The sequence below is a fragment of the Vreelandella mediterranea genome (genome assembly GCF_970647075.1).
In genome coordinates, this window is record NZ_OZ310198.1 from 828,584 (window position 1) to 854,423 (window position 25,840).

Annotated in this window: 24 protein-coding genes; 13 read left to right on the forward strand and 11 right to left on the reverse strand. The window is 58.9% G+C overall.

Annotated features, from left to right (window positions below; all coding sequences use genetic code 11):
* Positions 1-178: 178 nt before the first annotated feature.
* From ACWFVE_RS03885 to ACWFVE_RS03920, 8 genes are all read left to right on the forward strand, one after another.
* Positions 179-1,894 carry a pectate lyase gene (locus tag ACWFVE_RS03885; protein WP_447527978.1) on the forward strand — a complete coding sequence of 572 codons (1,716 nt, stop codon included), beginning with the start codon at positions 179-181 and terminating at the stop codon, positions 1,892-1,894.
* 175 nt (positions 1,895-2,069) lie between these two features.
* Complete coding sequence (kdgD, locus tag ACWFVE_RS03890) at positions 2,070-2,987, forward strand: 5-dehydro-4-deoxyglucarate dehydratase (protein ID WP_447527979.1); 918 nt, start codon at positions 2,070-2,072, stop codon at positions 2,985-2,987.
* Positions 2,988-3,023: 36 nt separating this feature from the next.
* Positions 3,024-3,887, forward strand: coding sequence for an amidohydrolase family protein (locus ACWFVE_RS03895; RefSeq protein WP_447527980.1), 864 nt, complete (start codon positions 3,024-3,026; stop codon positions 3,885-3,887).
* Between the two features lie 96 nt (positions 3,888-3,983).
* Complete coding sequence (locus tag ACWFVE_RS03900; RefSeq protein ID WP_447527981.1) at positions 3,984-4,781, forward strand: NAD-dependent epimerase/dehydratase family protein; 798 nt, start codon at positions 3,984-3,986, stop codon at positions 4,779-4,781.
* A 106-nt stretch (positions 4,782-4,887) separates the two neighbouring features.
* The gene (locus tag ACWFVE_RS03905; protein WP_447527982.1) at positions 4,888-5,607 is read left to right on the forward strand and encodes a FadR/GntR family transcriptional regulator; all 720 of its coding nucleotides are present in this window, start codon (positions 4,888-4,890) and stop codon (positions 5,605-5,607) included.
* A gap of 46 nt (positions 5,608-5,653) precedes the next feature.
* The gene (locus ACWFVE_RS03910; RefSeq protein WP_447527983.1) at positions 5,654-7,231 is read left to right on the forward strand and encodes an aldehyde dehydrogenase (NADP(+)); all 1,578 of its coding nucleotides are present in this window, start codon (positions 5,654-5,656) and stop codon (positions 7,229-7,231) included.
* A 139-nt stretch (positions 7,232-7,370) separates the two neighbouring features.
* Positions 7,371-8,384, forward strand: a complete 1,014-nt coding sequence (locus tag ACWFVE_RS03915) for an Ldh family oxidoreductase (protein ID WP_447527984.1) — start codon at positions 7,371-7,373, stop codon at positions 8,382-8,384.
* 153 nt (positions 8,385-8,537) lie between these two features.
* Positions 8,538-9,800 carry a PQQ-dependent sugar dehydrogenase gene (locus tag ACWFVE_RS03920; protein ID WP_447527985.1) on the forward strand — a complete coding sequence of 421 codons (1,263 nt, stop codon included), beginning with the start codon at positions 8,538-8,540 and terminating at the stop codon, positions 9,798-9,800.
* 186 nt (positions 9,801-9,986) lie between these two features.
* Here ACWFVE_RS03920 and ACWFVE_RS03925 read toward each other — a convergent pair whose 3' ends face one another.
* The 3 genes from ACWFVE_RS03925 to ACWFVE_RS03935 form a co-directional block, all read right to left on the reverse strand.
* Complete coding sequence (locus tag ACWFVE_RS03925; RefSeq protein WP_447527986.1) at positions 9,987-10,178, reverse strand: hypothetical protein; 192 nt, start codon at positions 10,176-10,178, stop codon at positions 9,987-9,989.
* A gap of 176 nt (positions 10,179-10,354) precedes the next feature.
* A complete protein-coding gene (locus tag ACWFVE_RS03930) occupies positions 10,355-11,365 on the reverse strand; it encodes a phosphotransferase enzyme family protein (protein ID WP_447527987.1) in 1,011 nt (336 codons plus the stop codon).
* Positions 11,366-11,425: 60 nt separating this feature from the next.
* Complete coding sequence (locus ACWFVE_RS03935) at positions 11,426-12,361, reverse strand: cation diffusion facilitator family transporter (RefSeq protein ID WP_447530497.1); 936 nt, start codon at positions 12,359-12,361, stop codon at positions 11,426-11,428.
* 175 nt (positions 12,362-12,536) lie between these two features.
* Between ACWFVE_RS03935 and ACWFVE_RS03940 the strand changes: the two genes are divergently transcribed.
* Together ACWFVE_RS03940 and cobA are read left to right on the forward strand one after the other, a co-directional pair.
* On the forward strand, positions 12,537-13,382 hold the full coding sequence (locus ACWFVE_RS03940; RefSeq protein ID WP_447527988.1) for an alpha/beta fold hydrolase: 846 nt from the start codon (positions 12,537-12,539) through the stop codon (positions 13,380-13,382).
* A gap of 338 nt (positions 13,383-13,720) precedes the next feature.
* The gene (gene cobA, locus ACWFVE_RS03945) at positions 13,721-14,617 is read left to right on the forward strand and encodes a uroporphyrinogen-III C-methyltransferase (protein WP_447527989.1); all 897 of its coding nucleotides are present in this window, start codon (positions 13,721-13,723) and stop codon (positions 14,615-14,617) included.
* Here cobA and ACWFVE_RS03950 read toward each other — a convergent pair.
* Entirely contained in the window at positions 14,582-15,829 is a 1,248-nt protein-coding gene (locus ACWFVE_RS03950) for an MFS transporter (RefSeq protein ID WP_447527990.1), read from the reverse strand. The two genes, cobA and ACWFVE_RS03950, sit on opposite strands and share 36 nt — an antisense overlap.
* 141 nt (positions 15,830-15,970) lie before the next feature.
* Between ACWFVE_RS03950 and dkgB the strand changes: the two genes are divergently transcribed.
* A complete protein-coding gene (dkgB, locus tag ACWFVE_RS03955) occupies positions 15,971-16,783 on the forward strand; it encodes a 2,5-didehydrogluconate reductase DkgB (RefSeq protein ID WP_447527991.1) in 813 nt (270 codons plus the stop codon).
* Between the two features lie 74 nt (positions 16,784-16,857).
* On the opposite strand, the gene ACWFVE_RS03960 is transcribed toward dkgB, so the two are convergent.
* From ACWFVE_RS03960 to ACWFVE_RS03970, 3 genes are all read right to left on the reverse strand, one after another.
* Positions 16,858-18,696, reverse strand: a complete 1,839-nt coding sequence (locus tag ACWFVE_RS03960; RefSeq protein WP_447527992.1) for an ABC transporter ATP-binding protein — start codon at positions 18,694-18,696, stop codon at positions 16,858-16,860.
* 118 nt (positions 18,697-18,814) lie between these two features.
* Positions 18,815-19,345, reverse strand: coding sequence for a chromate transporter (locus ACWFVE_RS03965; protein ID WP_447527993.1), 531 nt, complete (start codon positions 19,343-19,345; stop codon positions 18,815-18,817).
* On the reverse strand, positions 19,342-19,899 hold the full coding sequence (locus ACWFVE_RS03970) for a chromate transporter (protein WP_447527994.1): 558 nt from the start codon (positions 19,897-19,899) through the stop codon (positions 19,342-19,344). Before ACWFVE_RS03970 ends, ACWFVE_RS03965 begins: the two co-directional genes overlap by 4 nt.
* A gap of 196 nt (positions 19,900-20,095) precedes the next feature.
* On the opposite strand from ACWFVE_RS03970, the gene ACWFVE_RS03975 reads away from it, so the two are divergent.
* Positions 20,096-20,782, forward strand: a complete 687-nt coding sequence (locus ACWFVE_RS03975) for a GntR family transcriptional regulator (RefSeq protein ID WP_447527995.1) — start codon at positions 20,096-20,098, stop codon at positions 20,780-20,782.
* 61 nt (positions 20,783-20,843) lie between these two features.
* Positions 20,844-21,407 (forward strand): DUF1415 domain-containing protein, encoded by a 564-nt coding sequence (locus ACWFVE_RS03980; RefSeq protein WP_447527996.1) that lies wholly within the window; start codon positions 20,844-20,846, stop codon positions 21,405-21,407.
* A 102-nt stretch (positions 21,408-21,509) separates the two neighbouring features.
* Here ACWFVE_RS03980 and ACWFVE_RS03985 read toward each other — a convergent pair whose 3' ends face one another.
* The 4 genes from ACWFVE_RS03985 to ACWFVE_RS04000 form a co-directional block, all read right to left on the reverse strand.
* Complete coding sequence (locus tag ACWFVE_RS03985) at positions 21,510-23,174, reverse strand: methyl-accepting chemotaxis protein (RefSeq protein WP_447527997.1); 1,665 nt, start codon at positions 23,172-23,174, stop codon at positions 21,510-21,512.
* A gap of 168 nt (positions 23,175-23,342) precedes the next feature.
* Positions 23,343-23,837 (reverse strand): N-acetyltransferase family protein, encoded by a 495-nt coding sequence (locus tag ACWFVE_RS03990; RefSeq protein ID WP_447527998.1) that lies wholly within the window; start codon positions 23,835-23,837, stop codon positions 23,343-23,345.
* A gap of 48 nt (positions 23,838-23,885) precedes the next feature.
* The gene (locus ACWFVE_RS03995; RefSeq protein WP_447527999.1) at positions 23,886-24,878 is read right to left on the reverse strand and encodes an LLM class flavin-dependent oxidoreductase; all 993 of its coding nucleotides are present in this window, start codon (positions 24,876-24,878) and stop codon (positions 23,886-23,888) included.
* A gap of 167 nt (positions 24,879-25,045) precedes the next feature.
* Positions 25,046-25,732, reverse strand: a complete 687-nt coding sequence (locus ACWFVE_RS04000) for an SDR family oxidoreductase (RefSeq protein ID WP_447528000.1) — start codon at positions 25,730-25,732, stop codon at positions 25,046-25,048.
* Between the last annotated feature and the right edge of the window lie 108 nt (positions 25,733-25,840).

The window sequence follows — 25,840 nt, forward strand, 5'->3', positions numbered from 1 at the left end:
ACTGGGTGGTAGCTGGATCTTTTTATATTATCTCAAGCGGTTCTCGTGTCTTCACGCTAAGCGGTTTGATATTTATCTGGCTCCACCTTCTTTTTATATTTGTATGATGTACTACATACCCGATGCTTTATTCGCCGGTTGGGAGTCAGAGCTACTCAATTAATCCGGAGTGATTGAGATGAATCTTCGTTTAGCCTTTAGAACATGCTGTGTACTGACCCTGGCGGCCAGTCATAACGTTTACGCGGACAGCGAGCGCTTGCAGGCGGTTCAGGCTTTCGCCGACACCGTATTGGATCAAGCGAGTGATCACTACCACGACGATAATCCTTCCCCGCTTCTGGCGAGCGGTGTCAATCCGCGTAACGGCGAGCAGTTGGAGTGGGTGTTCCCCGATGGGCGTACGGCGGTGCTCTCCAATTTTTCGGCACAGCAGAATTTAATGCGCGTATTGGTGGGTTTAAGCAACTTGACCGGTGACGAGCATTACCGAGAACAAGCCAAAGCCAACGTACGCTATTACTTCGATAACTATCAGGATGACGGCGGGTTGCTGTACTGGGGCGGGCATCGCTTCGTCAATCTGAAAACGCTTGAGCCTGAAGGACCGAGCGAAAAAGAGATGGTTCATGAGCTTAAAAACGCCTACCCCTACTATGAGCTGATGTTCGAGGTTGACCCGGACGCAACCATGGCGTTTATACGCGGCTTCTGGAACGCCCATGTCTATGATTGGGAAGCGTTGGAAACCAGTCGCCACGGTGAGTATGGCTTGGAAATGGGCGAGCTGTGGGATAGTGATTTCACCCAGCAGCCGCCGTTCTTTGCAACCCGTGGCTTGAGCTTTCTTAACACGGGCAATGATCTGATCTATTCGGCAGGTTTGCTCTACCACTATAATGACGAGCCTGGCGCGCTAACCTGGGCCAAGCGTCTTGCCGAGCAGTACGTGCTGCCCCGTAATCCTGAAACAGGTCTTGGCGTCTATCAGTTCACTCAGCCGCTCAAGCGCGATGAAACGGATGATGATAGCGATACGCTCTCCAAGTACGGTGACCGTGCCCAGCGCCAGTTTGGCCCTGAATTTGGTTCCGATGCATTGGAAGGCAACATGCTGGTGCGCGGGCGCACCGGCACCATCTACTCAGAAAATCCATTGATGCAGTTGGCATTAGCGGAGTCATTAGGGGACGATGGTGAAGAACTCAAGAAGTGGACATTGGATGGATTAAAGGCCTTCGCCCAGTTCGCCTACGATGAGGATACCAATACTTTCCGGCCCATGATTGCTGACGGAACGGACCTTTCTATCTATACGCTGCCGCGTGATGGCTACTACGGCAAACAGGGTACCGTTTTAGAGCCCTACACGGCAGGCAGTAACTTCATGCTTTCATACGCGCGTGCCTACACACTTGAGCAGGATGCCGACCTATGGCGGGTTACTCGCGGAATAGCGAAAGGTCGAGAGCTTGGTGATATTGGCGATATGGGTGGTCAGAATCCGCAAGTCAATCTGGAAACCAGCAACAGCGATCCGTATACGATTTTTGCCCTGATCGATTTATGGCAGGCGACTCAGCAGCAGGCCTATCTGGATCTGGCCGAGAAAGTCGCTGACAACATTCTTGAAAATAAGCGTATCAACGACTTTTTCGTAAGAGACCAAGAGGTGGAATACGCTGAAATTGATAGTATCGACCCCTATGCGATACTGGCATTGGAAGCGGCGCAGCGGGACGATACCGAGGCAGTAGCACCGTTTCTTAACGGCGGCGGTTTTACCGAAGGCGCTTATCGAATGGCAAATGGCGACATTCGATACTCGACTACCGATAATGAGTTGTTCTCGCTCAAGCCAGGTGAAGAGCTCAAGCCCAACGGCAAGCGCTAGGCAAAGGTAGTTGTTAGCTCTTGCAGTACAGCGTCGATCACTGCCTGTTAAGTAACAAGTGTGTATCGGCGCTGTCTGTTTGGGCAGGTCCGCATAAATTGATATTGATCCGGCTTCTTCTTCCCATTATAGTTGTGTGATGTATTACAACGAGACATGATACAGGAATAAAAATATGCATTTTTCACGCGAAAAAACATTGGCCGCCATTTCAAATGGCCTGCTCTCCTTCCCGATCACCGATTTCGACAGCCAAGGGCGTTTTGATCGCGAAAGCTATCAGGGACGTCTTAAATGGTTCGTCAGTCACGAAATTTCAGCGGTATTCGTGGCCGGTGGCACGGGCGAGTTTTTCAGCCTGTCGCTTGAAGATTTCCGCGACGTGGTAACGACGGCGGTAGACACCATTGGCGGCCAGTTGCCCATCATCGCAAGCGCAGGGCAGAGCATCGAACAAGCCAAGGCCCAGGCAAAAATTGCCGAAGAGGCGGGGGCCGACGGTATTCTCCTGATGCCTCCCTACCTTACCGAGTGCCCTCAGGAGGGTCTGATCGAGTATGCGCGTGCCGTGTGTGACAGTACCTCTCTGAACGTTATCTACTACAACCGCGGTAACGGCATCATGGACGCCGCTGCTGTACAGCAGCTGGCCGATGCATGTCCTAACCTGATCGGGCTCAAGGATGGTAAAGGCGATATCCAGGCGCTGAACAAGATCGTCAAGACCGTGGGCGACCGACTCGCCTATATTGGTGGCGTGCCTACCGCTGAAATTTTCGCTGAAGCCTATCTCTCCATTGGCGTTAACACCTATTCATCCGCGGTGTTCAACTTCGTGCCGGAGATGGCGTCAACATTCTATAAGGCGCTTCGGGCTGGCGAGCACAAGACAGTCGAGAAAATTACCCGTGACTTCTTCATTCCGTTTGTTGATCTGCGCGACCGGAAGCAAGGCTACGCCGTAAGCCTGATCAAGCAGGGCGCGGATATCATCGGCAAGCCGGCGGGCAACGTGCGTGCTCCGTTGGTCATGCCTTCCTCATCAGAGCGCGACCAGCTGGTCGAGCTGATCGAGATTGCCAAACAATACTGAATATCGCTACACAACCCCTTTTTATTACCAGGAGCCATGATGTCGATTCCAGCAAATACCCGCCCGTTAACTGGCCCGTCCCCGCGTTTCAAGGCGCCGGCGGGGGCAACCGATTGTCATGCTCATATCTTTCTACCGGGTTTTGAAGCCCAGCCGGGCGGGCCGCAAATTGCCGAGCTTGCAACGGTAGAAAACTATAAAGAGTTGCAGCAGTGGCTAGGGCTTTCACGTGTAGTGATAACCCAGCCCAATGCCTACCAGACAAATAACGGTGCACTGGTCCAGGCGCTTGAGCAGTTTGGCCCCGATGTTGCGCGCGCCATTGCGGTCATTACGCCTGAAACACCGCGTGAGGAGATCGAGCGCCTGCACGAGAAAGGGGTGCGCGGTGCCCGTATTATGCAGCTACCCGGCGGGGCAGTGGGGGTTGATCGCATGCTGGCCGTTGAAGAGGTCATTCAGGATATGGGGTGGCATTTGATGGTGCAGTTCAACGGCCGCGACCTGGCTGATCACTACGCTGAGCTTGAAAAGATCAAGGGGCGCTACATTATCGATCATATCGGCAAGTTCATTGACCCGGTTGCCGCCGATGATAGCCGCGTCGACGATATTCTGCGCCTGATCGATAAAGGCAATGCCTGGTTCAAGATCTGCGGTGCTTACGAAACCAGCCTTGCGGGTGGGCCGGATTATGCAGACGTTGCCCCCATTGCCAAACGCGTCATCGGGCATGCGCCTGATCGTGTTATCTGGGGGGCCAACTGGCCGCATGTTGGCGTTAAGCGCGAGCAGTACCCAAGCGACGCCGAACAGTTGGATGTCCTGCTGGACTGGGCGGATGAGCAGACTCGCCAGAAAATATTGGTAGATAATCCGGCGTTCCTCTACGGTTTTTAAGGTCAAAGGGTTTTTAAGGGCAGAGGGTTTTAAGGATAAGCAGGCGTTTATCTGATATTTGATATCGACCAAATACAAAAGGAAATGGAGACTGGTATGTTGAACAGACTATTGGTGACGGGTGCAGCAGGTGGCGTAGGCAAGGCCATTCGCCCCTATTTGAACAAGCTTGCCAAACATGTTCGCCTTTCCGATATCTCGGATATCGAAAACCCCACGTCTCACGAAGAGGTCGTGACGTGCGATTTGGCGGATTACGAAGGTGTGAAGGCGCTGGTAGACGGGTGTGACGGTATCATCCACTTGGGTGGCGTATCGCTCGAGAAACCCTGGCAGGGGATTTTGCAGGCCAACATCATCGGCACTTACAACCTGTATGAAGCTGCCCGCCATCTGGGTAAGCCTCGCATCGTCTTTGCAAGCTCGAACCACACCATCGGTTTTTACGAGCGTACGCAGAAAATCGACACCCAGGTGCCGCACCGTCCTGATTCCATTTACGGGCTTTCAAAGTGCTTTGGTGAAGACCTTGCCAGCCTCTATTTCGACAAGTTCGGCATCGAAACGCTGAGCGTGCGTATCGGCTCCTGCTTTCCCAAACCCGCCGACACACGCATGTTGGCTACCTGGCTACACGTTGAAGACCTGATGAGCATGTTCGAGCGCGCTTTCCAGGCACCCAAGCTTGCCAATACCGTTATCTACGGTGTCTCGGATAATGCCGAGCAGTGGTGGGATAATCAGCGGGTATCGTTTCTGGGTTGGAAACCTCAGCACAGCTCGGAACAATGGCGCGAAGAAATCGAGTCGCGAGGCGACACGCCAGAGGCCAATGCGCCTGAAGTAATTTACCAGGGCGGCAAGTTTGCCTCGTCTAATCACCCAGATGACTGATTGTCATATGTATGATTAAAAAAAGTAGTAAATACTATATAGTATCAAGCATTACGGAGGGCATTAAACAAGCCTTAATTTGGGTCTACGCGAGAGTTGGTTAAGTATGAATAGTCTTGGCATACAGCCTTTAGTGCATGGTGGTAGCTTGTCTCGGCAGGTTTCCCAGCAGTTGGAAAGCATTATCGCACGGCAAGAAATTGCGGTAGGCGATAAGCTCCCCCCTGAAGGCGCGTTGTGCGATATGTTCGGCGTAAGCCGTACGGTCATACGTGAAGCCATCACTCACCTGAAGTCACAAGGGCTTGTTGAGACCCGCCGCGGGATCGGGACGCGCGTACTGCGTTCACTCCCCGAGCATAGAAGTCCCGAGAAGAAGATTCGGCTACGCACGATTGAGGACATTTTAAATATCCTCGAGCTACGCCTGACGATTGAACCGGAGGTGGCGGCCCTGGCGGCCAGTCGGCACGATGAGCAGGACAAGCAGTGCCTGCTCAAGGTGCATGAAGAGTTTCTTCAGGCCTGCCAGCAGACCACCCAAGCGCGTGACGAGGACCTTGCCTTTCACGCCGCCATTGCTCAGGCAACGCATAACCCGGCGTTCGTCACCATTTATGAACAGTGGGACGTGGGCGCCATTCCTCGCGCAAAGTTGATGGCCGTGGAAGCTGACTCGCAAACGACTTACCAGTACCTGGAAAGGGTGGGGCAGGAGCACGCTGACATACTTGACGCGATTCTGGCACGCGATGCAAAGGCGGCGAATGCCGCCATGTATCAACATCTAAAACGTGCATACAAGACGTACTATTCATACAAGTAGGCGCATTGAAGGTGGCGCCCTACGCGAATCTACTAGGAGATCGACCATGGCATTGGAAGGCAAACTCTTAATCGGTCAGCAGGTTGTCACCGGCACAAGCAAAAATATTCAGGCAACCAACCCGGCCACTGGCGAGTCGCTTGAACCGGTCTACGTTGGTGGTGATCGCAGCCACGTCGAGCAGGCATGTACGCTTGCCTGGGACGCGTTCGATACTTACCGCGAAACCTCGCTTGACGCGCGCGCCACGTTTCTTGAAACCGTTGCCGATGAGATCGAAGCGATTGGTAGTGAACTCATCGAGCGTGCCATGGCCGAGTCGGGCCTGCCCCAAGCGCGCCTTGAGGGCGAGCGCGGCAGAACCTGCGGGCAGCTTCGCTTGTTTGCATCCGTTGTGCGTGCGGGTGAATGGCTTGACGTGCGCATCGACCCTGCCATGCCGGAGCGTCAGCCGCTGCCGCGTGCCGATTTACGCCAGCGCCATATCGCGCTGGGGCCGGTAGCCGTATTCGGCGCCAGCAACTTCCCGCTGGCGTTCTCGGTGGCTGGTGGTGATACCGCCTCCGCTCTAGCCGCCGGTTGCCCCGTTGTGGTGAAAGGCCACTCTGCCCATCCCGGCACCTCCGAACTTGTGGGCCGCGCGATTCAAAAAGCCGTAAAAGCCTGCAATCTGCCGGAAGGCGTCTTCTCGCTGCTCTTCGGCGCAGGTAATGAAATCGGTCAGGCGCTGGTCACGGACCCACGCATTCAGGCCGTGGGCTTTACCGGCTCGCGTAGCGGCGGCACGGCGCTGATGCGCTCAGCACAGGAGCGGCCACAACCGATTCCTGTATATGCCGAAATGAGCAGCATCAACCCGGTGTTCCTGCTACCCGAAGCGCTCAAGGCCAACGGCCAGGCATTGGGCGAAGCCTTCGTGGGCTCGCTGAACATGGGTGCCGGCCAGTTCTGCACAAGTCCGGGCCTGGTGATCGCGGTTAAGGGCGCCGACCTTGAGTCGTTCACTCAGGCTGCGCAAAAAGCTGTGGAAGCCAGCGGCGCGCAGACCATGCTGACACCGGGGATTCACAGCGCTTATGAAGAAGGCGTTTCCAGGCTGAGTGATGATGCCAACGTGCGTGAAATTGCCCGTGGCCAAACCGGCAGCGGCAGCTATCAGTGCCAGACAGGCCTGTTTGCCACCAGCGCCAGCGATTTTCTTGCCTCTAAAGTGCTTCAGGAAGAGGTCTTTGGTGCAAGCTCGCTGATCATCGAATGCCAGGACATGGCCGAGGTGAAAAAAGTCGCCGAGCAGCTTGAAGGTCAGCTCACCGCCACGGTACACATGAACGATGCTGATGTTGACGCTGCGAGGGGCCTGGTCCCCACGCTGGAGCGCAAGGCAGGGCGAATCCTGGTCAACGGTTGGCCCACGGGGGTCGAGGTATGCCATGCCATGGTGCACGGCGGCCCGTACCCCTCTACCTCGGACAGCCGCACCACGTCGGTGGGTACTGCCGCCATCAAGCGCTTCCTGCGTCCGGTATGCTACCAGTCGCTGCCTGAAGCGTTGCTGCCTGAAGCACTGAAAGAAGGCAACCCGCTCAAGGTAAGCCGTCTGATGGATGGCAAGCGCGAAGTGTAACGCGGCTTTTCATCAATGCCGGTAGCCGTTCGGGTTATCGGCATATCAGGATGGACTGATAAGCAGATCAATAGCTCGGCAGGTAAGCCATTACCTGCCTTTTTTACGCCTGAATCTAATAAAAACGGAGCGTGTTGTTATGAGCGAAGAGATTACCCTGACGCTCGAGGAGGCCGAATCCTTGAGTTTGACCGTGCTTCAGCACAATGGCTACAGCCAGGCCCACGCTGAAGCCATCACGCGCAGCGTGCTGGCCGCACAGCGCGACGAGTGCCACTCCCACGGCCTTTATCGCCTGATTGGTTGTGTGAACACCGCGCGAAACGGCGGTGTGGATACGCACGCCCTGCCAGAGATCATTGATCAGGCGGCGAGCATTGTCCGGGTCAATGCCCACCAGGGCTGCTCGCTGCTGTCCTTTGAGATGGGTAAAAAGCTGCTGATAGAGAAAGCCAACCAGACCGGCATGGCCGCCCTTGCCATCAACAACTGCTTTCACTTTTCGGCGTTGTGGCCCGAGGTGGAAGCGCTTTCAAGCGAAGGGCTTGTCGGTATTGCCATGACCCCGACCCACGCGTTCGTGGCCCCAGCGGGTGGTAACGCACCGCTTCTGGGCACCAACCCGATCGCCTTTTCCTGGCCGCGCCCGGGCGGCACGCCCTACACGTTTGATTTTGCCACAAGCGTAGTAGCGCGCGGGGAGATCGAGCTGCACAAGCGCGCAGGCAAAACGATCCCTGACCACTGGGCGATGGACGATAAAGGCGAGCCGACCACCGACCCCGAGGCGGCATTGGCAGGCGCTATGCACACGTTTGGCGGCTACAAGGGCTCGGCGCTTTCGACCATGATTGCGCTTCTGGCCGGGCCACTGATCGGCGATGTACTTGGCCATGAAACCCAGCCGGCGAATGCGGAGAAGACCGGCAAGCCATTTCATGGCGAGCTCATTATTGCGCTATCGCCCAAGGTATTCCTCGGCGAGCACGCCGCACGCCACCTTCAGCACGGCGAAGTGCTGTTTGACAGTATTCTGGGCCAAGGCGCGAGGCTGCCATCAGAGCGTCGGTTTGCCGCCCGCGAGCATAGCTTGGGTCACGGTGTGACGCTGCCCAAGGCGTTGGTGGATGAACTCGAGGCGCTAGTGGGCTAAAGCATCGCTTTATTGCCATCACAGCAGACAACCAACGTTCCATCAGTGTTTCTTTATTAGCAAAGCGCTATTTGTGGGCTTTGCAAAGCTCCCCTACGCTAAAAAAATATCGTCTCAGTTAACCCACGTTAATCTTTTCTAAAGGAGTAGATCATGACGAGCCAAAAGGTACTCAAAATGCCCTTGAAGCCGGCGCCGCTTCGGTGGGCGGTGGGCGCGGCATTTTTAGCGATGGCGGCCGGGGCGCAGGCCGAGGTCAGCGTGGTGGAAGAGAGCGTGGCGACGGACGTGGAAAGCGAGGAAACCACGTTCGACGTCACGCGCGTCGTTGGCGGGCTGGAGCACCCCTGGGGCGTGGCATGGCTGCCGGATGGTCGCATGCTGATCACCGAGCGCCCGGGTCGGCTTCAATTGATCGATGGCGATAACGTGATCGAGCTCGACAACCTCCCTAAAACCGATGTGGAGGAGGACGAGGACTCCGCCGTCGAGGGCGGTAACCAGGGCGGGCTGTTGGATGTCGTGGTGCATCCGGACTACGCCGACAACGGCTGGGTCTACTTCACCTACTCAAGCCCTGGCGACCCCCGCGCCTTTAGCACCTACGAGCCGGACTACGGCACCGGCACCGCGGTGGCGCGCGCACGTATCGACGCGGACAACGCTACGCTGACCGATCTGGAAACCCTTTACACCCAGGTACCGCGTACGCATCCTGGTGCCCACTACGGCTCGCGCATCGTCTTTCCCGGCGATGGCTCGATGATCTTCCCGATCGGCGACCGTAACGTTCAGAACCTGCCCCAGGATCTAACCAACCCCGGCGGCAAAATGATTCGTCTAAATGAGGATGGCGGCGCTCATCCAGACAACCCCTTCATCGGCGTGGAACCCGGCAACCTGCGCCCGGAAATCTACTCTTACGGCCACCGCAACAACCAGGGGCTGGCGCTTCACCCGGACACCAACGAAGTATGGGCGGTGGATCACGGCCCCAACGGCGGCGACCGCCTCTACCGGGTAGACGAAGGCGCGAACTACGGCTGGCCGATGATCGCTCACGGTACCGAGTACACCACCGAAGAGCATATCGGCCTGGGACGTGAGGCGCCCGGCGTGACGCCCGCGAACCATATCTGGGAAGACTCCATGGCGCCGTCGGGGCTGGCGTTCTACACCGGTGACATTGTTGAGTGGCAGAACAATATGTTCGCGGGCTCCTTGAACCGCGAGCAGCTCCATCGCCTGGTGCTGGATGACGACAACCAGATCGTGCACGAAGAGATGCTGCTGGCCGACACGCTGGGTCGCATCCGCGACGTCCGCCAGGGCCCGGACGGCATGCTTTACGTGCTTACCGACGAAGAGGACGGAGGCCTTTACCGTATTGAGCCGCAAAACGCCTCTAGCGAGTAATCGCCGGCGCAAGATGAATACCCTATCGGGCACCTTCGGGTGCCCGATCTCATTGAAAGGCGCGGATGAATTTTAAAACGCTTTCATCCTGCATATAAGCGACATTCAATCGCCTCGCTTTCTTCAACGGGCGGCTTTGCCCATCCGAACATCCCGCCTGTCGGCGGGGTGAAGACTTCCCAACCGTTATGATCGAGCCGTGACCAGTGTGGCGCCCATATGGCGCGCGAGCTGCATGAACAGCGCTTGCAACTGCTCGAGATCCGGCCCGTCGGCCAAGTGTGGCACGCCGATGAGACGCACGCCGTGCATATGTAAAAGGCCAAAGAGGTTGTAGTAATCAAAGGACTCCGCGAACACCGTATCGCCGGGTTTCACCAACAGCCTCAGCAGAAGACACAGCGCGTGGCTTTCGCTGGCGGGCTGTTTGAGTGTGTTCTATCTGCTGCTCCATCAGGCACGGCGCCTTGCCTGATAGGCTGCGCGAACGAGCCGACGGTGGTCAGGCTTTTTCGGGAGGGCGTGCCTCGATGTTGGCTCGTGGTTGGATTCTTTCAACCAATGTGTAAGCGCGGCGCCAGGTTCGAGATGCCTAAATACGTTCGCGCCAGGGCGGCGGTGCCCTGGATGAAACCGTCGCTCAGTGATTTCGCAGTGGGGCTTTCGGCGTGGCTGACGAGCCAGGCACTCAGCATGATGCGCCGAATCATAATAAACGTATCGAGCGCGGCCTCGTCGTGCTCGTCGAAGGCGGCAACACCTCGATAACCGCGAAGCCACGCCTTGCGCAGTCGAGGGACGAGCGGGTCGAGCTCGAAAAAGCTGATGGCAGCGGCGAAATCGAACGCGTACCAGCAAAAACCACTGTCGTCGAAATCGATGACCGACAGCTGCTCGGCGTTCACCAGCAGGTTGGCCGGACGCAGGTCGGCGTGTATCAATCCGTAGCGCCGCTCGTCGCTGCCGTACGCGCGAATGAACCGGTAAATCCGCGCGATGGCCCGTTCGATCGCGCGTTTATCCGGCGCCGTGATACCCGGGGCTTGTCGCCAGTCGCCCCAGAGGGCGTTCGGCCCGATCATCGTTTCCAGGTCCCACCGTTTGCGAACGAACCACGTCGGTGGCTGCCAGGCTTTGCTGTGCTCGTGAAGTGAAGCGGTGATCGCCCCCAGCTTTTCGAACCCGTCGGGCAGCTCTTGGCCCCAGTTCGGGGCTTCCCCTTCGATATACTCGAACGCTACGGCGTAAAAGCAGCGGCCGTCGAGCCGGAGTTGAATGACCGGGCTGTCTGTGAGGGTAGGCAGCGGTGAAGGTGTTTCGACCCTACGGGCCCGGCGTAGATTGTCGAGCCAAGCAAGCTCCGATTCGATCTCTCGCCTTGAGTGATAATGCGGGCGATGTACGCGAAGCGTGTACGTCTGTCCGGTAGCGGGGCTCGTCGTCAAAAAGGTGGCGTTTTCCGAGGTGGTGAGAAGCTTGACGTGCGAATCGGCGGGCAACTGCCAGCAGGGTAGTGCCTGGGTGAGTCGTTCCTGAAGACCGGCCAGCAGGGCCTGGGTGTACATGGCAAAGCTCTCGTTGGCGTTTTAGGGTAGCAATGTTCGCTTTGCAAACCACGGAGGAATTCAGCTGATTTGACGCACCAGTAGCCCACTGGTCGGCGCCGCCCAGCGCGTGTCGACGGTAAACACGACGTCGCACACCACCGGCGAGTAGTGGCGGCGCACGTGTTCGTCGACCCGGTCGCGAAGGGCGTCCTGGGTAATCAGCGACATCGACGCCTGATCTTCAGGCAGCACGACGTGGACCATCACGTACAAAAGCCGACCCGGGCGCACGATGCGAACGCGTACCTCCAGCGCATCGATGCTTTCGAGCCCCCGCGCCACGGCCTCGCGAACCGGTGCCGCTACCGCTTCCGTGGGGGCCTTGTTGACCAGCTCGCCCAACGCCTGGCTCGCCATACGGATGGGCACGCCCAGACAAAGCACCACGACCGCGATCACCAGAATCGAGTCGACATAGGGCAGAACGCGCTCGAACCCCAGCTTATCGAACAGTACCACTAGGCAAAACGCGGTGAGTACCGCCGCCGAGATAATACTGTTCACCACCCAGTTGAGCTTGTCCGCGGCTACCAAGGGGCTGACCACGTGGCGCTCGCTTTTATGCATCACCCAAGCGGTCAGCGAGCAGGCCAGAGTCGCAAAGCTTGCATACACGACTGCGATACCCGCGGATATTTCGCGGCCCCCGGTCAAAAGCGCGGCAATCGCGTCGACCAGCGCAAAGATCGAGACCCCAAAAATCAGTAGCCCCTTACAGAGATTGACCACCGACTCGAAGTAGCTATAGCCGAACGGATAGGCGTCGCTGTCCGGCTGGCTCGCCATCTTGCTCACCTTGATGGTGACCAGCGCCACGACGAAATAGATCATGTTGAAAAGGCCATCCAGCAATATGGCTTGGGAGTTGGAAGCAAGCGTGGCCGCGATGCCCACGACACCGATCAAAAGCGCCATGAATGCGGAAAAAGCCAATGTACCGGACTCGGTCTTCACCAATACTTGCTCCTAAAGTGGTGGACAACGCGGCTCAGCATAGCAATTTTCTGGCGTACCTTCGCCCAAAGCTGGCACCCACTTGGCCCGGCAAGCATTTGGTAAGCCGTGAAGAGTTGTACTAGCCTTTCATGACACGCTGTTATCACGTTCAACCAATTTGGAGGGTGAAACGATGCCGCTGCTCAATGCAGGAACCGAGCAAGGAACACCGGTCGAGCTTTATTACGAGGTCCACGGGGCGGGTAAGCCCGTGGTGCTGATTCATGGCTGGCCGCTCAGCGGGCGCGCTTGGGAGCCGCAGGTGCCGGCGCTGGTCGAGGCGGGCTATAAGGTCATCACCTACGATCGCCGGGGCTTCGGTAAATCCACCCAGGCCGACGGCGGCTACGATTACGACACCCTGGCGGCGGATCTTAAAAAGCTGCTCGACGCTCTCGACGTTCATGACGCAACGCTGGTTGGTTTTTCCATGGGTGGCGGTGAGGTAGCCCGCTATATCGCAAGCTACGGCACCGATCGAGTCAGTAAGGCGGTGCTGGCGGCAGCGGTACCCCCATATCTTTACAAGGCTGATGACAACCCGGACGGAGGGCTGGACGATGCCACCATTAACCAGTTCCTGGACGGCATTCGGGGCGATCGCCTCGCGTTTTTGGAGGATTTCACCAAAAACTTTTTCGCCGCCGGCGACAAGACCGATCTGATCAGCGAGCCCAACCGTCAGTACCACCGCGACATTGCGGCGTTCGCCTCGCCCAAGGCGACGTTTGATTGCGTCAAGGCCTTCAGCTACACCGACTTCCGCGACGATCTGCCCAAAATGAAGCTGCCGACGCTGGTGCTGCACGGCGACGCCGACGGTATCGTACCGGTCGAGGTCAGCGGCAAGCGGGCCAGTGAAACGCTGCCCCATTCGAAGTTCGAGACTATTAGCGGCGGGCCCCACGGCCTCAACGTCACCCATGCTGAGGCGTTCAATAAGGCCCTGATCGCGTTTTTGGATAGCGACGAAGGCTAGAACTCGGGGCAAGCTCGAAGCGCCCAGAAAACGCCAATCCTTTTATAGCGCCGCCGCTTTGTATCAAGAGGCGGCGCTTTTTGCGTTTAGGCCCAGGCATCGTTTAGGCCGGGAGGCCTCGCCACGCTCGGAAGCGAAGATCGCGCGGCGCGGCGGGTGTGTATAATGATTGCCTGAAGTGGCGGCTGCCGGGCGCCCCGCCGAACGGGTTTTCCGGTGTTTGCAGCCTGCCCCGTTAAGTCTCAGCAGGCCATCAGAGGGTACGCAGCGGCCATGAACGCATCGACACGCTCGGTGCCTGTCTGAACTTGAATCGATTCTTGAAAAGGAGCGGGGCCATGCGCGTCCTAAGCAGACACCGGTTACAAAAATGGCCTGAGGCGCTAATGCGCGTCAGCCGACAGGTGTGGTCCTGCGTGACGCCCCGCAAGGAGCATCTGTGTTTACCTACCCGTGGCGAGTGCGAGAAGGGCACGGTTTACCTGGTGGGCGCGGGCAGCGGCGATGTCGAGCTTCTAACGCTGAAAGCCGCCAGGCTTTTGATGCAGGCCGACGCCGTGGTTTATGACCGGTTAGTGGACGATGAGGTGCTGGCCCTTATACACGCCGGCGCCGAGCGCTATTACGTGGGCAAGAGCCGCGGCCATCACAGCGTGCCCCAAGCCGATATCGGCGCGCAGCTGGTCACACTTGCCCGGGCGGGCAAGTCGGTCGTGCGTTTGAAAGGCGGTGACCCGGGCATTTTTGGGCGCATGGGCGAAGAGCTTTTTTCACTGGCCGAGGCGGATATCAAGGCCCGCATCGTGCCTGGTATTACCGCCGCCTCGGCAGCGGCGGCCAGCATGGGTATTCCGCTGACCGACCGCGGCCACGCCCAGCAGCTTCGTTTCATTACCGCCCAGCTCTGCCGTGAAGGCGGCGCGCCGGACTGGCAGGCACTTGCGCGCCAGAACGAAACCCTGGTGTTCTACATGGGGCTTTCAAAGATCGAGGCGATTTGTCAGAGCTTACGCCAGGCAGGCCTGCCGGACGGTTGGCCGATCATGCTGGTGGCCAACGCCAGCCAGCCCGAGCAGCAAGCGCTCGTCGGCACGCTTTTGGATATGCCCAAGCGTCTGGCCGCGCACCCGCTCCCTTCACCCTGTTTGATCGTGGTAGGCAGTGTAGTCAGCATGGTGGCGCAAAGCCCCGCGGCGCACTCAGCGGGCATCGTCGAAACGATCCACCCGGCGTAGCGTGGGAAAGAGCTTCATCCACGCGCCGACCACGGCCAGTGTGCCCACGCCGCCGATTACCGCCGCTGGCACCACGCCAAGGCCTGCGGCCATGCTTCCCGCACGAAACTCCCCAAGCTCGTTGCTCGAGCCGATAAACAGCATATTGACCGCGTTTACCCGGCCGCGCATCTCATCCGGCGTGGCCAGCTGAATCAGCGTCGTGCGCACGTAAACGCTGATCATGTCCGCCGCCCCCGCCACCAGCATGGCGGCCATCGACAGCCAGAAATAGTGGGAAAACGCGAACACCAGGTTTGCCAGCCCAAAGACCGCCACCGCGGCAAACATCACGTGCCCGGCGCGGCGGGTAATGCCCCGCACGCCCAGATAAAGCCCCATCAATAGCGCGCCAATGGCGATGGCGCTTCTCAATGCGCCAAGGCCTTCGGCGCCCACGTGCAGCACCTCTTGGGCGTAAATGGGCAATAGCGCTACCACGCCGCCCAATAACACGGCGAAAAGGTCCAGCGAAATGGCCCCCAAAATGATCGGCTGATGGCGGATGTAGGCAATGCCTGCCGAGAAGCGCTTCCAGGCGGTACTTTCGAGCACCTTCACTTTCTCGACGTAGCGCACCGGCACCCGCAGCAGAAAACCGAGTGCGACGATAAAGCAACCCAGGCACACCGCGTAGGCAAGCTCTCCGCCGCCTACGCTATAAAGCACGCCGCCCAGCAGCGGCCCGCTGATGACCGCGACCTTCATGATCGAGCTATTCAGCGCAATGGCCTGGGCAAGCTGGGCACGCGGCACGATATTGGGTAAAAGGCTTTGCAGGGTAGGGCCGGTAAACGCCCGGGCGCAGCCAAAAAGCGCCAGCACCAGATAGATTTCCGTAATACTTTCATGGGCCGCCTGGGCGAGTACCCACAAAAGCGCGCTACATAGCCCCTGTACCGCCCAACTCAGCAGGAGTATACGCTTGCGCGAGAAACGGTCGACCACATCGCCTGCGGGCAACAGCAACACGACCATGGGCAGAAACTGGGCCAGCCCCACGTAGGCCAGCGACATTGCATCGCGGGTAATGTCGTACACCTGCCAGGCCACCACGATCGCCTGGATTTGCATGGCAAAGACCGCGGCCAGCCGCGCGAGTAAAAAGCTCAAAAACCCGGGCTGGCGGTAAATCGGCGGCGCACAGGATGTATCAATGGCGTTATGGGGCATGGCGGACTTATTAGCAGGCAAAGAAAAGAGTGTAGCGCATTGCCTTGGGTGGTTGAACTTGGCTCCCGTGTGCCCCATATCGCTACTTAAGTCTTAACGACACCGCACATGCAAGTGCTTCACGCAAAAAGGATGATACCCATGGCTACGAACACCCTGCCCAATCCCGGTTTCGGCACCTTCCGCCTGGAAGGGGAGACGCTTAAAGAGAGCATCAACGCCGCGCTGGAGGCGGGCTATCGGCACATCGATACGGCCCAGTTTTACGGCAACGAGGAGACCGTCGGCGAGGTACTTCGCGATAGCAGCGTGGCCCGCGGCGATATCTTCCTGACCACCAAGGTCTGGTACGACCGCCTCGAGCCGGATGCGCTCAAGCAGAGCGTGGACGAGTCCCTGAAAAAGCTCAAGACCGAGTACGTGGACCTGTTGCTGATTCACTGGCCCTCGCCCAACGACGAAGTGCCCATGGCGGACTACCTGACCGCGCTGAAAGAGGTCAGGGCGGAAGGCAAGGCGCGCCACATCGGCGTTTCCAACTTCACCATCGCCCAGCTCGACGAGGCGGTGGGTATTCTCGGTAAGGGCGAGATCCTCACCAACCAGATCGAAGTGCATCCGTTCTTGCAAAACCGCAAGCTTGCCGAACACTGCGAGTCACTGGGCATCGAGGTCACCGCGTTCATGCCGCTGGCGGTGGGCAAGGTGATGGAGGATGCGGTACTCAAGCAGATCGCCGGTGTCCACGGCGTCACTCCGGCGGACATCACCATGGCCTGGCTCAAGGGCCGCGGCATCGTCACCATTCCGTCCTCCACCAAGGCGCGTAATATCGAGAGCAACATCAAGGCCTTCGAGCTCGCCTTGACCGAGGCCGAAATGGCGGATATCGCGACCCTCGACCGCGGCGAACGCATTGCCAACCCGGACATGGCGCCGGCCTGGGATGAGTAAATGCTCGCTTGGGGCATTTAGCGGGGTGGGCCACAAGGCCTCCCCCGTAAGTCAGGAGCGCCGCTTTTAGGCGCTTACTGGTAGCCCGCCGCCTGTAACTGAAAAAGCTGTGCGTAACGGCCTTCGAGCTCCATGAGCGATGCGTGGCTACCTTGTTCGATAATACGCCCTTGGTCGATCACCAGAATCAACCCGGCGCTTCGCACGGTCGAGAACCGGTGCGAGATCAAAATCGTCATCTTGTCGCGGCTGTGTTGGCGAAAGCGCGCGAATACATCGGCTTCGGCGGCGGCGTCCATGGCGGCGGTGGGCTCGTCGAGCACTAGAATATCCGCGTCCTTACGCATGTAGGCCCGCGAGAGCGCGATTTTTTGCCACTGGCCGCCGGAAAGCTCCTGGCCATCCTTGAACCAGCGGCCAAGCTGGGTGTGATACCCCTTGGGCATGCGCTCGATGAAGTGGTCGGCGAGGCCGAAGTGCGCCGCCTGCTGCCAGCGCGCCTGGTCCTCGAAGGCGTGGATATCGCCCACGCCGAGGTTCTCGCCTACCGGGAGCTGGTAGCGCACGAAGTCCTGAAAAATGACGCCTACGCGTTTGCGCAGCGTATCAGCGTCCCAATCGCGAAGGTCGCTACCATCCAGCAAAATGCGTCCTTCGCTGGGTTGGTAAAGCCGGGTCAGCAGCTTGATGAGCGTCGTCTTGCCCGAACCGTTTTCGCCTACCAGCGCTAGGCTCTGCCCGGGTAACAGATGCAACGAGATATCCACGAGCGCTTGGCCACCGCCTGGGTAGGCGAAGCTCACGTTCTCGAAGCGAAGCCCGTCGCCGGGTGCTGCGCCCACAGTTAGCGTGCCGCCTTCCTGCTCGGTGGGGTGCTCCAGGTAGTCGTAAAGATTGGAGAGATACAGGTTATCTTCATACATCCCGCTAATCGCGGTCAAAATGGCGGAAAGCGCCGACTGGCCTTGCTTGAAGACCATTAGATACATGGTCATCTGGCCCAGAGTGATCGCGCCGACGATCGTCTCGAGCACCACCCAGCCGTAGGCGATATAGAACGTGAGCGTGCCCAGTAGGCCGAGTACGAACCCCCAACCCTCGCGCTTAAGTGTCAGCAGGCGATCCTCGGCGAAGAGACCATCGAAAATGGCCCGGTAGCGACGTAAAAAGAGCGGCTCGAGACCAAAGAGTTTGACTTCCTTGATACTGTCTTCGCGCGCCAGCACGGTTTCCAGGTAGCTCTGCATACGCGTTTGTGGCGAGCGGCGGCGGAAAAGCCGGAAGGCGTCGCCGGAAAACTTCGCCTCGGAGATGAACACCGGCACGGCCCCGACGGCCAAAATCAATAGCGCCCAGGGGGAGAACTGAATGAGCAGTACGCTGAAGCTACCCAGCGAAATCGCGTTTTGGATGAACCCAAAGGTTTTGGTGACCAGTGCCAGCGGCCGGGTAGAGGCCTCGCGCCTGGCGCGGGTCAGCTTGTCGTAAAGCTCGGAGTCCTCGAATTGGCCCAGCGAAAGCGTGCCGGCTTTCTCGAGAATCAACACGTTGACCTTTTGGCCCAGCATCGCGCGTAAAAGCGACTGCTGGGCGGCGAGCCCGCGCTGGGCCAGCGCAATCAGCGCAATGATCAGCGCCTCGAGCGCCACCAACTGCAGCACCGGCGCGATGATGATCAAAAGCACCGGTTCTTCGGCGGCCTCGAAAGTCGCCATGGCGCTGACCACGCCATCGACGATCAACTGGCCTACCCAGGCCGCCAGCGCGGGCAAAACACCAGCCACCAGCGTGCAAAGGGCAAGGCCCAGCATCATCCAGCGGGAGGTGCCCCAAACCAGCGCCAAGGCGCGCCGACTGTAGCGGAACACACTGAAAAAGCCGGTAATCGAAGAGGAAGGGCTCAACAAGGCCATAAAGCGCAGGGCACCTTTAACGTATCAAAAACGCCATGATGCAACGCTTTGGCCGTTACTACCAGGTGAACGCTCGTAATAAGTGTCGGGCGCAAGCGGCCGGGCCACGGCAACGTCATCAGCCGAGCAGCGTGGCCCCGTAAATGAGCGCGCCAATGACCACGAAGGCCGGGTGTATCTTCCACCACACCAGCGCCGCGGTGGCGGCAGCGCCAATGATCAATGTATGGATGAGGCCGGCGCTTTCCGTGCCTTCCAGAAAAAAGCCGAGCGTTAGCCACGCCATCATGACCGCAATGACCGGGCGTACCCACTGACTCATGCGCTTGACCTGGGGCGATTCCCGGTGGCGGTACAGAATGCCAAGCGCGCCCAGCATGAGCAGCAGCGAGGGAACGACGGTTGCCAACACGGCGATAGTCGCACCGGCGATGCCGGCAACCTCATAGCCGATGTAGCCGGCCATTTTAGTGGCGATTGGGCTTGGCAGGGCGTTACCCAGCGCCAGCGTTTCCGCAAACCCTTGAGAGGTCATCCAGCCGTAGCGGCCAACGACCTCTGCCTCGAGCAGTGGAATGATGGCCGGGCCGCCGCCGTAGCCGATGATATTAGGAATGAAAAAGGCCAGAAACAGCTCCCAGTAAATCATGGCGAGGTCTCCACGGGCTTTTTAGGCTTGGGCTTCAAGAGGGCGGCCGCCAGAATGGCGCCGATGATCAGGCCCGGGTGAACGCCGAGCCAGTAGATCAGCGCACCGGCAACCAGCGCAATCACACTACTGACGAGCCAGCCAAGCGACGCTTTGGATTTCTCCAGAAAGTCCCAGGTCAGTTGTCCCATCATCACCATGACCACCGGAATGACCGCTTGGCCCATGCCACTGATCCAGGCGACATCGCGATAGCGGCTGAACACGCCCAGCATGACGATCATGGCGACGATCATGGGGCCGGTAACGGCCAAAACCGCCGTGATGCAACCGAGAGTGCCGCCTACCCGATAGCCGATGTAACCCGGCATTTTGGTGGCAATGGGCCCGGGCAGGGTGTTGCCAATGGCCAAAATGTCGGCAAACTCTTCGTCGGTAAGCCACTCGTAGCGTTTGACCACTTCGGCGTGTACCAACGGGATCATCGAAGGCCCGCCGCCAAAACCGAAGATGCCGACCCGAAAGAAAGCCCAGAACAGTGCGGTGTGTTTCATTGGAGTATTGCTCGCTAAGATGGCTTCATCGCGATTACCGCGCCGTGGTAAAGTCGTCGGTAAAATCGTTTATTTTTTTAAAATCGATTATTAATGACGCTGAATATAATGTAGCGGCTTGTGCAGCGTCAACAGCGCACCTTCAACCATTACGTGTGACGGGCAGTTCGCTGCTCTACGCCACAAGGAAGCCATGATGAATACGCCATGCCCGCCGGCCAATGCTACGGCCTCCAGCCGGATCTACGAAATTCTGCGCAGGGACCTCGTCGATGGCCGCTTTGCCGCGGGCGAGAAGTTGGCCATCAATGCCTTGAAAGAGCGCTATCAGGTGGGGTTGAGCCCGCTACGCGAGGCGTTGAATAAGCTGGCGGCCTATGGCCTATTGATTCAGGAGAATCAGCGTGGATTTCGTGTGCCCACTCTGACACGTACCGAGCTGGACGATATTGCCAAAACGCGCCTGGCGCTGGAGGGAATGGCGTTCGAACAAGCCATTGCCCACGGTGATGCGACCTGGGAGGCAGATTTGCTGGCCTCCGAGCATCGTTTGAAGTGCGCGGATATGGCCCCCGAGAAAGAGGATGAGTGGGAGCGGCTGCATACCCGGTTTCATCGCACCCTGGTCGCTCCCTGCGGTTCTGTCTGGCTACTGCGCTTCATCGAGCAGCTTCATGACCAGTTCGACCGCTACCGCCGTCAGGGCCCCGAAATGCCGGCGGTTCGCCAGCAACTCGACGAGGAACACCACCAGCTCGTGGTGCTGGCGCTTGAACGCAACGCCCAGGCGGCACGCCAGCTGCTCGATGAGCACATCACTAGATCCTACGACGCGGCGCTACAGTGTTTCCAGACTCGGAACCCAAACACCGTGGACGCATAATTGTTGCGCGCACTGGTGTAAACTGGCGCGCATCGACATGCGAAGATGGGCGTAAAGCGTAATGCAATATTCAGACGAGGTAGTCGCCGGGCAAACGTTGAGCTGGGTGCGCAATTTTATCGTGGCACAGAATATATGCCCTTTTGCCCAGCGTGAGCTGGAGAGGGCGGCCATCCGCGTCGCCGTGGTGCGCTCGAAGAAAGTCGAAGTAGCGCTGGAAGAGCTGATGAACGAAGTCGCGTGGCTGGATGAACATCCGGACACCGAGACCACGTTGCTGGTCTTCCCGACGCTGTTCAAGCATTTCGAACATTATCTGGACTACGTCGAACTGGCCGAAAGCATTCTTATTGATCAGGGTTACGAAGGGGTTTACCAGTTGGCGACCTTCCACCCGGACTACTGCTTCGATGGTGTGGCGCCCGAGGAGGCCTCGAATTACACCAACCGTTCGCCCTACGCCATGGTGCACCTGCTGCGCGAGGCAAGCGTCGAGAAAGCCATCGCGTTTTATGGCGACACCCAAGCCATTCCCGAACGTAACATCGAGCACCTCACCGCCATGGGAAGCGGCCAGGCCGAGCGCTATTTGCAGGACGCCCTGGCCGAGCAGACCCCCGGCTAATCCTTCGCCGTGTGAATGATGAGCTGATTTTGGCTGCGGTGTTTCAACCGCCGTGCAGAAAGGACCGGGCAGCCAGAGGCTGCCCGGCGACTTATTGCGGGGTTAAAACGCCTCCCATTCGGGTTCCGCGCTGGGGGATTTGGCGGGGGCGGGCTTGCGTGAAGGAAGTGAAAGGGCAGGCTTTTGCGCAGGCGCCAGGGTGCGTGTCGCTGCTTGCCCACCGCTTGGCAGTTTAAAGGTCTCCACGATCGATGCCAGGCGAGTGGCTTCATCTTCAAGCGAGGCGGACGCCGTACTGGTCGCCTCTACCAACGAGACGTTTTCCTGAGTTGCGGAGTCCATCTGCGCAATGGCCGTACTGATCTGCGCGATGCCCGACTCCTGCTCCTTGGCCGCCAGGGCCAGCTCCTGCATCATGTCGGTCACGTGGCGAACGGCCTTGTTGACCTCGCCCATGCTCTGGCCGTTATGGATCGCCTGATTGGCGCCCTCGGCGATACGCTGGGCGATATCCTCGATCATCGTGCGGATCTCTTTCGAAGAGTTCGTCGTCTTGGTAGCCAGCGAGCGTACTTCGCTGGCCACTACGGCAAAGCCGCGACCGTGTTCGCCGGCGCGGGCGGCTTCCACCGAGGCGTTAAGCGCGAGAATGTTGGTCTGGAAGGCGATCGAGTCGATGACCTGAACGATGTCGTGAACCTTCTGGGAGTCCTTCTCGAGATCGCGCATCCATTCGCCGGAGCGCTCGGCCTCGGTTTGACCCTGTTGGGCTTTTTGCGCGGCGCTGACCGTTAGTTTTTCGGCCTGGCCCGCCGTGTCGGCGTTTTGGCGAACGATCGAGGAGATCTCGTCCATGCTGGCCGCCGTTTGCTGAATGGCGGCGGCTTGCTGCTCGGTACGCGAGGCAAGGTCTTGGCTTCCGCCGGCGATCTCGCGGGAGTTGGCGGCCACGGTACGGCTGCTTTTCCCAAGCGTCGTCATCATTTGCTGTAGCTGGGTCTGCATATCGCTCATGGCGCTGTAAAGCCGCCCGATCTCGTTACGCCCGCGCGCCTCGACACTTTGGGTTAGATCCCCCTGGGCGATACGTTCGCAAAGTTTGACGGCGCCTTGTAACGGTGCCACGACCAGCCGGTTGATACCGACTTGCACGACTGCATATGCGATTAACGCAAGCGCAATCAAGACCCCAAAAATGAGGGTATCGCGGTTACGTGACGCCTCGGCGGCGGCGGTGGTCTTTTGAGCAAAGTTGCGCGTGTATTCGTTAAAGTCGCGTACGTTTTGGGTAAACGTATCGAACTGCTCGTTGAGCCGGCTACGTTGGACCATCAGGGCGTCATAGCCCTCCTGAGTCAAGGCGCTCAGCAGTGCAGGGCTTACCAGCCGCGCGTACTCGCTGTTTAACGAGTTGATCAGTGACGCGCGCGGCGAGTCCGCCGGCACCTGGATGGCACTGAATTCGGCGAAGCGTTCACCGGCCCGCGTCAGGGCGGCCCGGGCACGCTCCAGTGCCAGGTCGGCCAACGCGGTATTGCCGCCTTCGGCATATTCCTGATAATGCTCCAGGCGTACTCTGACTTCCATCAGGTTGACTTCGGTGCGATTGATGTACGTCGTTTGACGAGCGGCGACTTCATCCAGGGCCGAGAGACTATTAACGGCGCTATTCTCGGCGCGTATTCCTAATGCGGCCACGATCAATAACATGACCACCAGCAATCCCAATGCCCCAGCCAAGGCATATTTTACGGATATATTCTTCATGTACTTTAGGATCTCACTCAAGCAGAGCAATAGCAGGAAAAGCCAGCGTCGCGATCCGATAAGGCGTTACGCTGGTAGCAGGGAATGCCAACGCAGCGATCCGTTGGGTTCACTGCGTTAGTAGCGTTATCGGCAAAAGGGGCGGGAAATTTAGCGGGAAATGCGCCGTTATAGAAATTTATGCATGACGTAGGTGTCCACCAACCCTTGGGTGGGGTGGCGAAATGCGCCTGGCACGGTGCCGGCAAAGCTGAACCCAAGCTTTTGCCAGAGCGCTACGGCAATTTCGTTGGTGCTGACCACGGCGTTGAACTGCATGGCGAGAAAGCCGTGCTCTTTGGCAAGCGTTTGCGAGTGCTCGCACAGGGTACGGGCAAGCCCGCGGCCGCGGGCAGCCTGGGCTACCATGTAGCCGCAGTTGCACACATGTTGGCCCGGACCCGCCGCGTTGGCTTTTAGATAGTACGAGCCCAACACCGCGCCCTGACTATCCTTGACCACCAGCGTGGCCGCGGTCGCCTCGCACCAGAGCGCGTAAGCGGCGTCAAACGAGATATCCGGCGCGATGGCGTAGGTCTCCTGGGCCTCTACAATGGCGCTAAAGGTAGGCCAAAAAGCCCGAAAGTCGTCCTTCGTCATCGGCGCGATCGTCATATCGGTCATGGGCTATTCGCTAAACGTTAATGGGTAAAACACGATGTCTCGAGGGCGTTAACGCGCGACCTCGGCGACGATCTCGTAACTTTTCAGCCGGTCTTCCTGATTGAAGAAGTCGCTATTGATCATCAGCTCGTCGGCGCCGGTTTGCGCCTGGAACGCCTCGAGCCCTTCCTTGACCGTCTGTGGGCCGCCAATGATCGCGGCGCCCAAAAACTGGCTGACCTGGGCCTGCTCCATGGGCGTCCAGTCGAGCTGCTCGACCGGCGGCCTTGACTGGGTAGGCTTGCCGCGGATCAGGTTGAGAAACTTCTGCTGCGCGGTGGTGGCCAGGTAGCGCGCCATTTCATCGCTTTCGGCGGCCATGACCGGAAGCCCCACCATGGCGTGCGGTTTTGAAAGCACCTCGGAGGGGCGGAAATTATCGCGATAGAGCCGTAACGCCTCGAATAGGTACCCCGGGGCGAACTGGGCGGCAAACGCGAACGGCAGGCCAAGGCGTGCGGCAAGCTGCGCGCTGTAGCCGCTGGAGCCCAAAAGCCAGGTGGGTACGTGGGTCCCCTGGCCGGGAACGGCCTTGACCTGCTGGCCCGGTGCTTCATCGCTTAAGTAGCGGGTCAGCTCGTCAAGCTGGGCGGGGAAGTCGTCGACGCCGGCCTGGGCGCTTCGCCGCATGGCGCGCATGGTCGCGCCGTCCGAACCCGGGGCCCGGCCGAGGCCCAGGTCGATACGCCCAGGATAGAGCGTTTCCAGCGTGCCGAACTGCTCGGCGATCACCAGCGGCGCGTGGTTGGGTAGCATGATGCCACCGCTACCTACGCGAATGCGTGAGGTATGCCCGGCCACGTGGCCGATCAAAACGGACGTGGCGGCGCTGGCGATACCCGCAATATTGTGGTGCTCGGCCAGCCAAAAACGGGTGTAGCCCAGCTGCTCGGTGCGCTGGGCGAGCTCTACACTGTTGGCGAAGGTTTCAGCGGCGCTGCCGCCCTCGCGGATGGGGGCTAGATCCAGCACCGATAAGGCGGTCTCGGCGAGTTGGCTCATGGTTCACCTGCACATTGGGAGTGTGGCGGCCAATGACGATCCCGAGGAAGTCATTAGCACGCTTGTTAATACTATGTAATGCGGGCGGGAGGGAGATAAAACAAGGCCACGGCCTGATGCTCAAGGTTCAAAAGCATCAGGGCCGAAGCGGGGAAGGGCTAAAGGCGCTATTCACGGGGCGGCGTGGGCCGAATCAGTATCTCGTTGACGTCGACGTGGGGGGGCTGATTCAGCGCGTAGATCACCGCGTTAGCGATATCCTTGTCTTCCAGCGCGTGCTCCGGGGGTTCATCGAAAAAGGGCGTGTCGACCATGCCAGGTTCGATCAAGGTGACGCGAACGCCGCTACCGCGAAGTTCTTCGCGCAGATTATAGCCCATGCCGGTCACCGCCCATTTGGTGGCGCTGTACATCGAGCCGGGGATAGTCGCCCGGCCAGCCGCGGAGCCTGTGAGCAGCACGTGGCCGGCACTGCGCTTGAGCGCTGGCAGGCAGGCCTGCAGCGTCAGCCCCACGCCGTACACGTTGGTGAGAATCATCTCGCGCCAGGCCTCGTGGTCGGCGCCGCTAAACCCGCCTGGCGAGCCGCCCCGTCCGGCGTTGGCAAAGACGCCGTCAATGCGGCCAAAGGTTTCCATTGCCTGCTCCACCATGGCGTGCTGTTGTGCCATATCGGTCACATCCAGCTCGACGGTGAGCAAGTTTTCCTGGCCAAGCTCTTGGGCGAGGGCTTCGAGCTTGTCCGTCGAGCGTGCGGCAAGCACCAGTTTATAGCCCTCGCGCGCGGCGGCCCGGGCAGTAGCCGCGCCGATGCCGCTCGAGGCCCCGGTGATGAGTAATACACGGTCTTGCATGGGATGCGCTCCTTGCCATTATTAATAGGGGAACCCTCAGAATGGCTAATGGTGCGGGATGTTGCAAACCTCTCGTATCGGCAAAGAGCGCCGTTCAGAGCGCTTTAC

Bases quoted from the DNA above. Each gene is read 5' to 3' on its own strand.
- ACWFVE_RS03990 (WP_447527998.1), bottom strand. From the start codon at position 23,837: ATGACCGATATGACGATCGCGCCGATGACGAAGGACGACTTTCGGGCT.
- ACWFVE_RS03965 (WP_447527993.1), bottom strand. From the start codon at position 19,345: ATGATTTACTGGGAGCTGTTTCTGGCCTTTTTCATTCCTAATATCATC.
- ACWFVE_RS03910 (WP_447527983.1), top strand. From the start codon at position 5,654: ATGGCATTGGAAGGCAAACTCTTAATCGGTCAGCAGGTTGTCACCGGC.
- ACWFVE_RS03895 (WP_447527980.1), top strand. From the start codon at position 3,024: ATGATGTCGATTCCAGCAAATACCCGCCCGTTAACTGGCCCGTCCCCG.
- ACWFVE_RS03940 (WP_447527988.1), top strand. From the start codon at position 12,537: ATGCCGCTGCTCAATGCAGGAACCGAGCAAGGAACACCGGTCGAGCTT.
- ACWFVE_RS04000 (WP_447528000.1), bottom strand. From the start codon at position 25,732: ATGCAAGACCGTGTATTACTCATCACCGGGGCCTCGAGCGGCATCGGC.
- ACWFVE_RS03995 (WP_447527999.1), bottom strand. From the start codon at position 24,878: ATGAGCCAACTCGCCGAGACCGCCTTATCGGTGCTGGATCTAGCCCCC.
- cobA (WP_447527989.1), top strand. From the start codon at position 13,721: ATGCGCGTCCTAAGCAGACACCGGTTACAAAAATGGCCTGAGGCGCTA.
- ACWFVE_RS03960 (WP_447527992.1), bottom strand. From the start codon at position 18,696: ATGGCCTTGTTGAGCCCTTCCTCTTCGATTACCGGCTTTTTCAGTGTG.
- ACWFVE_RS03950 (WP_447527990.1), bottom strand. From the start codon at position 15,829: ATGCCCCATAACGCCATTGATACATCCTGTGCGCCGCCGATTTACCGC.
- ACWFVE_RS03885 (WP_447527978.1), top strand. From the start codon at position 179: ATGAATCTTCGTTTAGCCTTTAGAACATGCTGTGTACTGACCCTGGCG.
- kdgD (WP_447527979.1), top strand. From the start codon at position 2,070: ATGCATTTTTCACGCGAAAAAACATTGGCCGCCATTTCAAATGGCCTG.
- ACWFVE_RS03915 (WP_447527984.1), top strand. From the start codon at position 7,371: ATGAGCGAAGAGATTACCCTGACGCTCGAGGAGGCCGAATCCTTGAGT.
- ACWFVE_RS03970 (WP_447527994.1), bottom strand. From the start codon at position 19,899: ATGAAACACACCGCACTGTTCTGGGCTTTCTTTCGGGTCGGCATCTTC.
- ACWFVE_RS03975 (WP_447527995.1), top strand. From the start codon at position 20,096: ATGAATACGCCATGCCCGCCGGCCAATGCTACGGCCTCCAGCCGGATC.
- ACWFVE_RS03905 (WP_447527982.1), top strand. From the start codon at position 4,888: ATGAATAGTCTTGGCATACAGCCTTTAGTGCATGGTGGTAGCTTGTCT.
- dkgB (WP_447527991.1), top strand. From the start codon at position 15,971: ATGGCTACGAACACCCTGCCCAATCCCGGTTTCGGCACCTTCCGCCTG.
- ACWFVE_RS03900 (WP_447527981.1), top strand. From the start codon at position 3,984: ATGTTGAACAGACTATTGGTGACGGGTGCAGCAGGTGGCGTAGGCAAG.
- ACWFVE_RS03920 (WP_447527985.1), top strand. From the start codon at position 8,538: ATGACGAGCCAAAAGGTACTCAAAATGCCCTTGAAGCCGGCGCCGCTT.
- ACWFVE_RS03980 (WP_447527996.1), top strand. From the start codon at position 20,844: ATGCAATATTCAGACGAGGTAGTCGCCGGGCAAACGTTGAGCTGGGTG.
- ACWFVE_RS03985 (WP_447527997.1), bottom strand. From the start codon at position 23,174: ATGAAGAATATATCCGTAAAATATGCCTTGGCTGGGGCATTGGGATTG.
- ACWFVE_RS03930 (WP_447527987.1), bottom strand. From the start codon at position 11,365: ATGTACACCCAGGCCCTGCTGGCCGGTCTTCAGGAACGACTCACCCAG.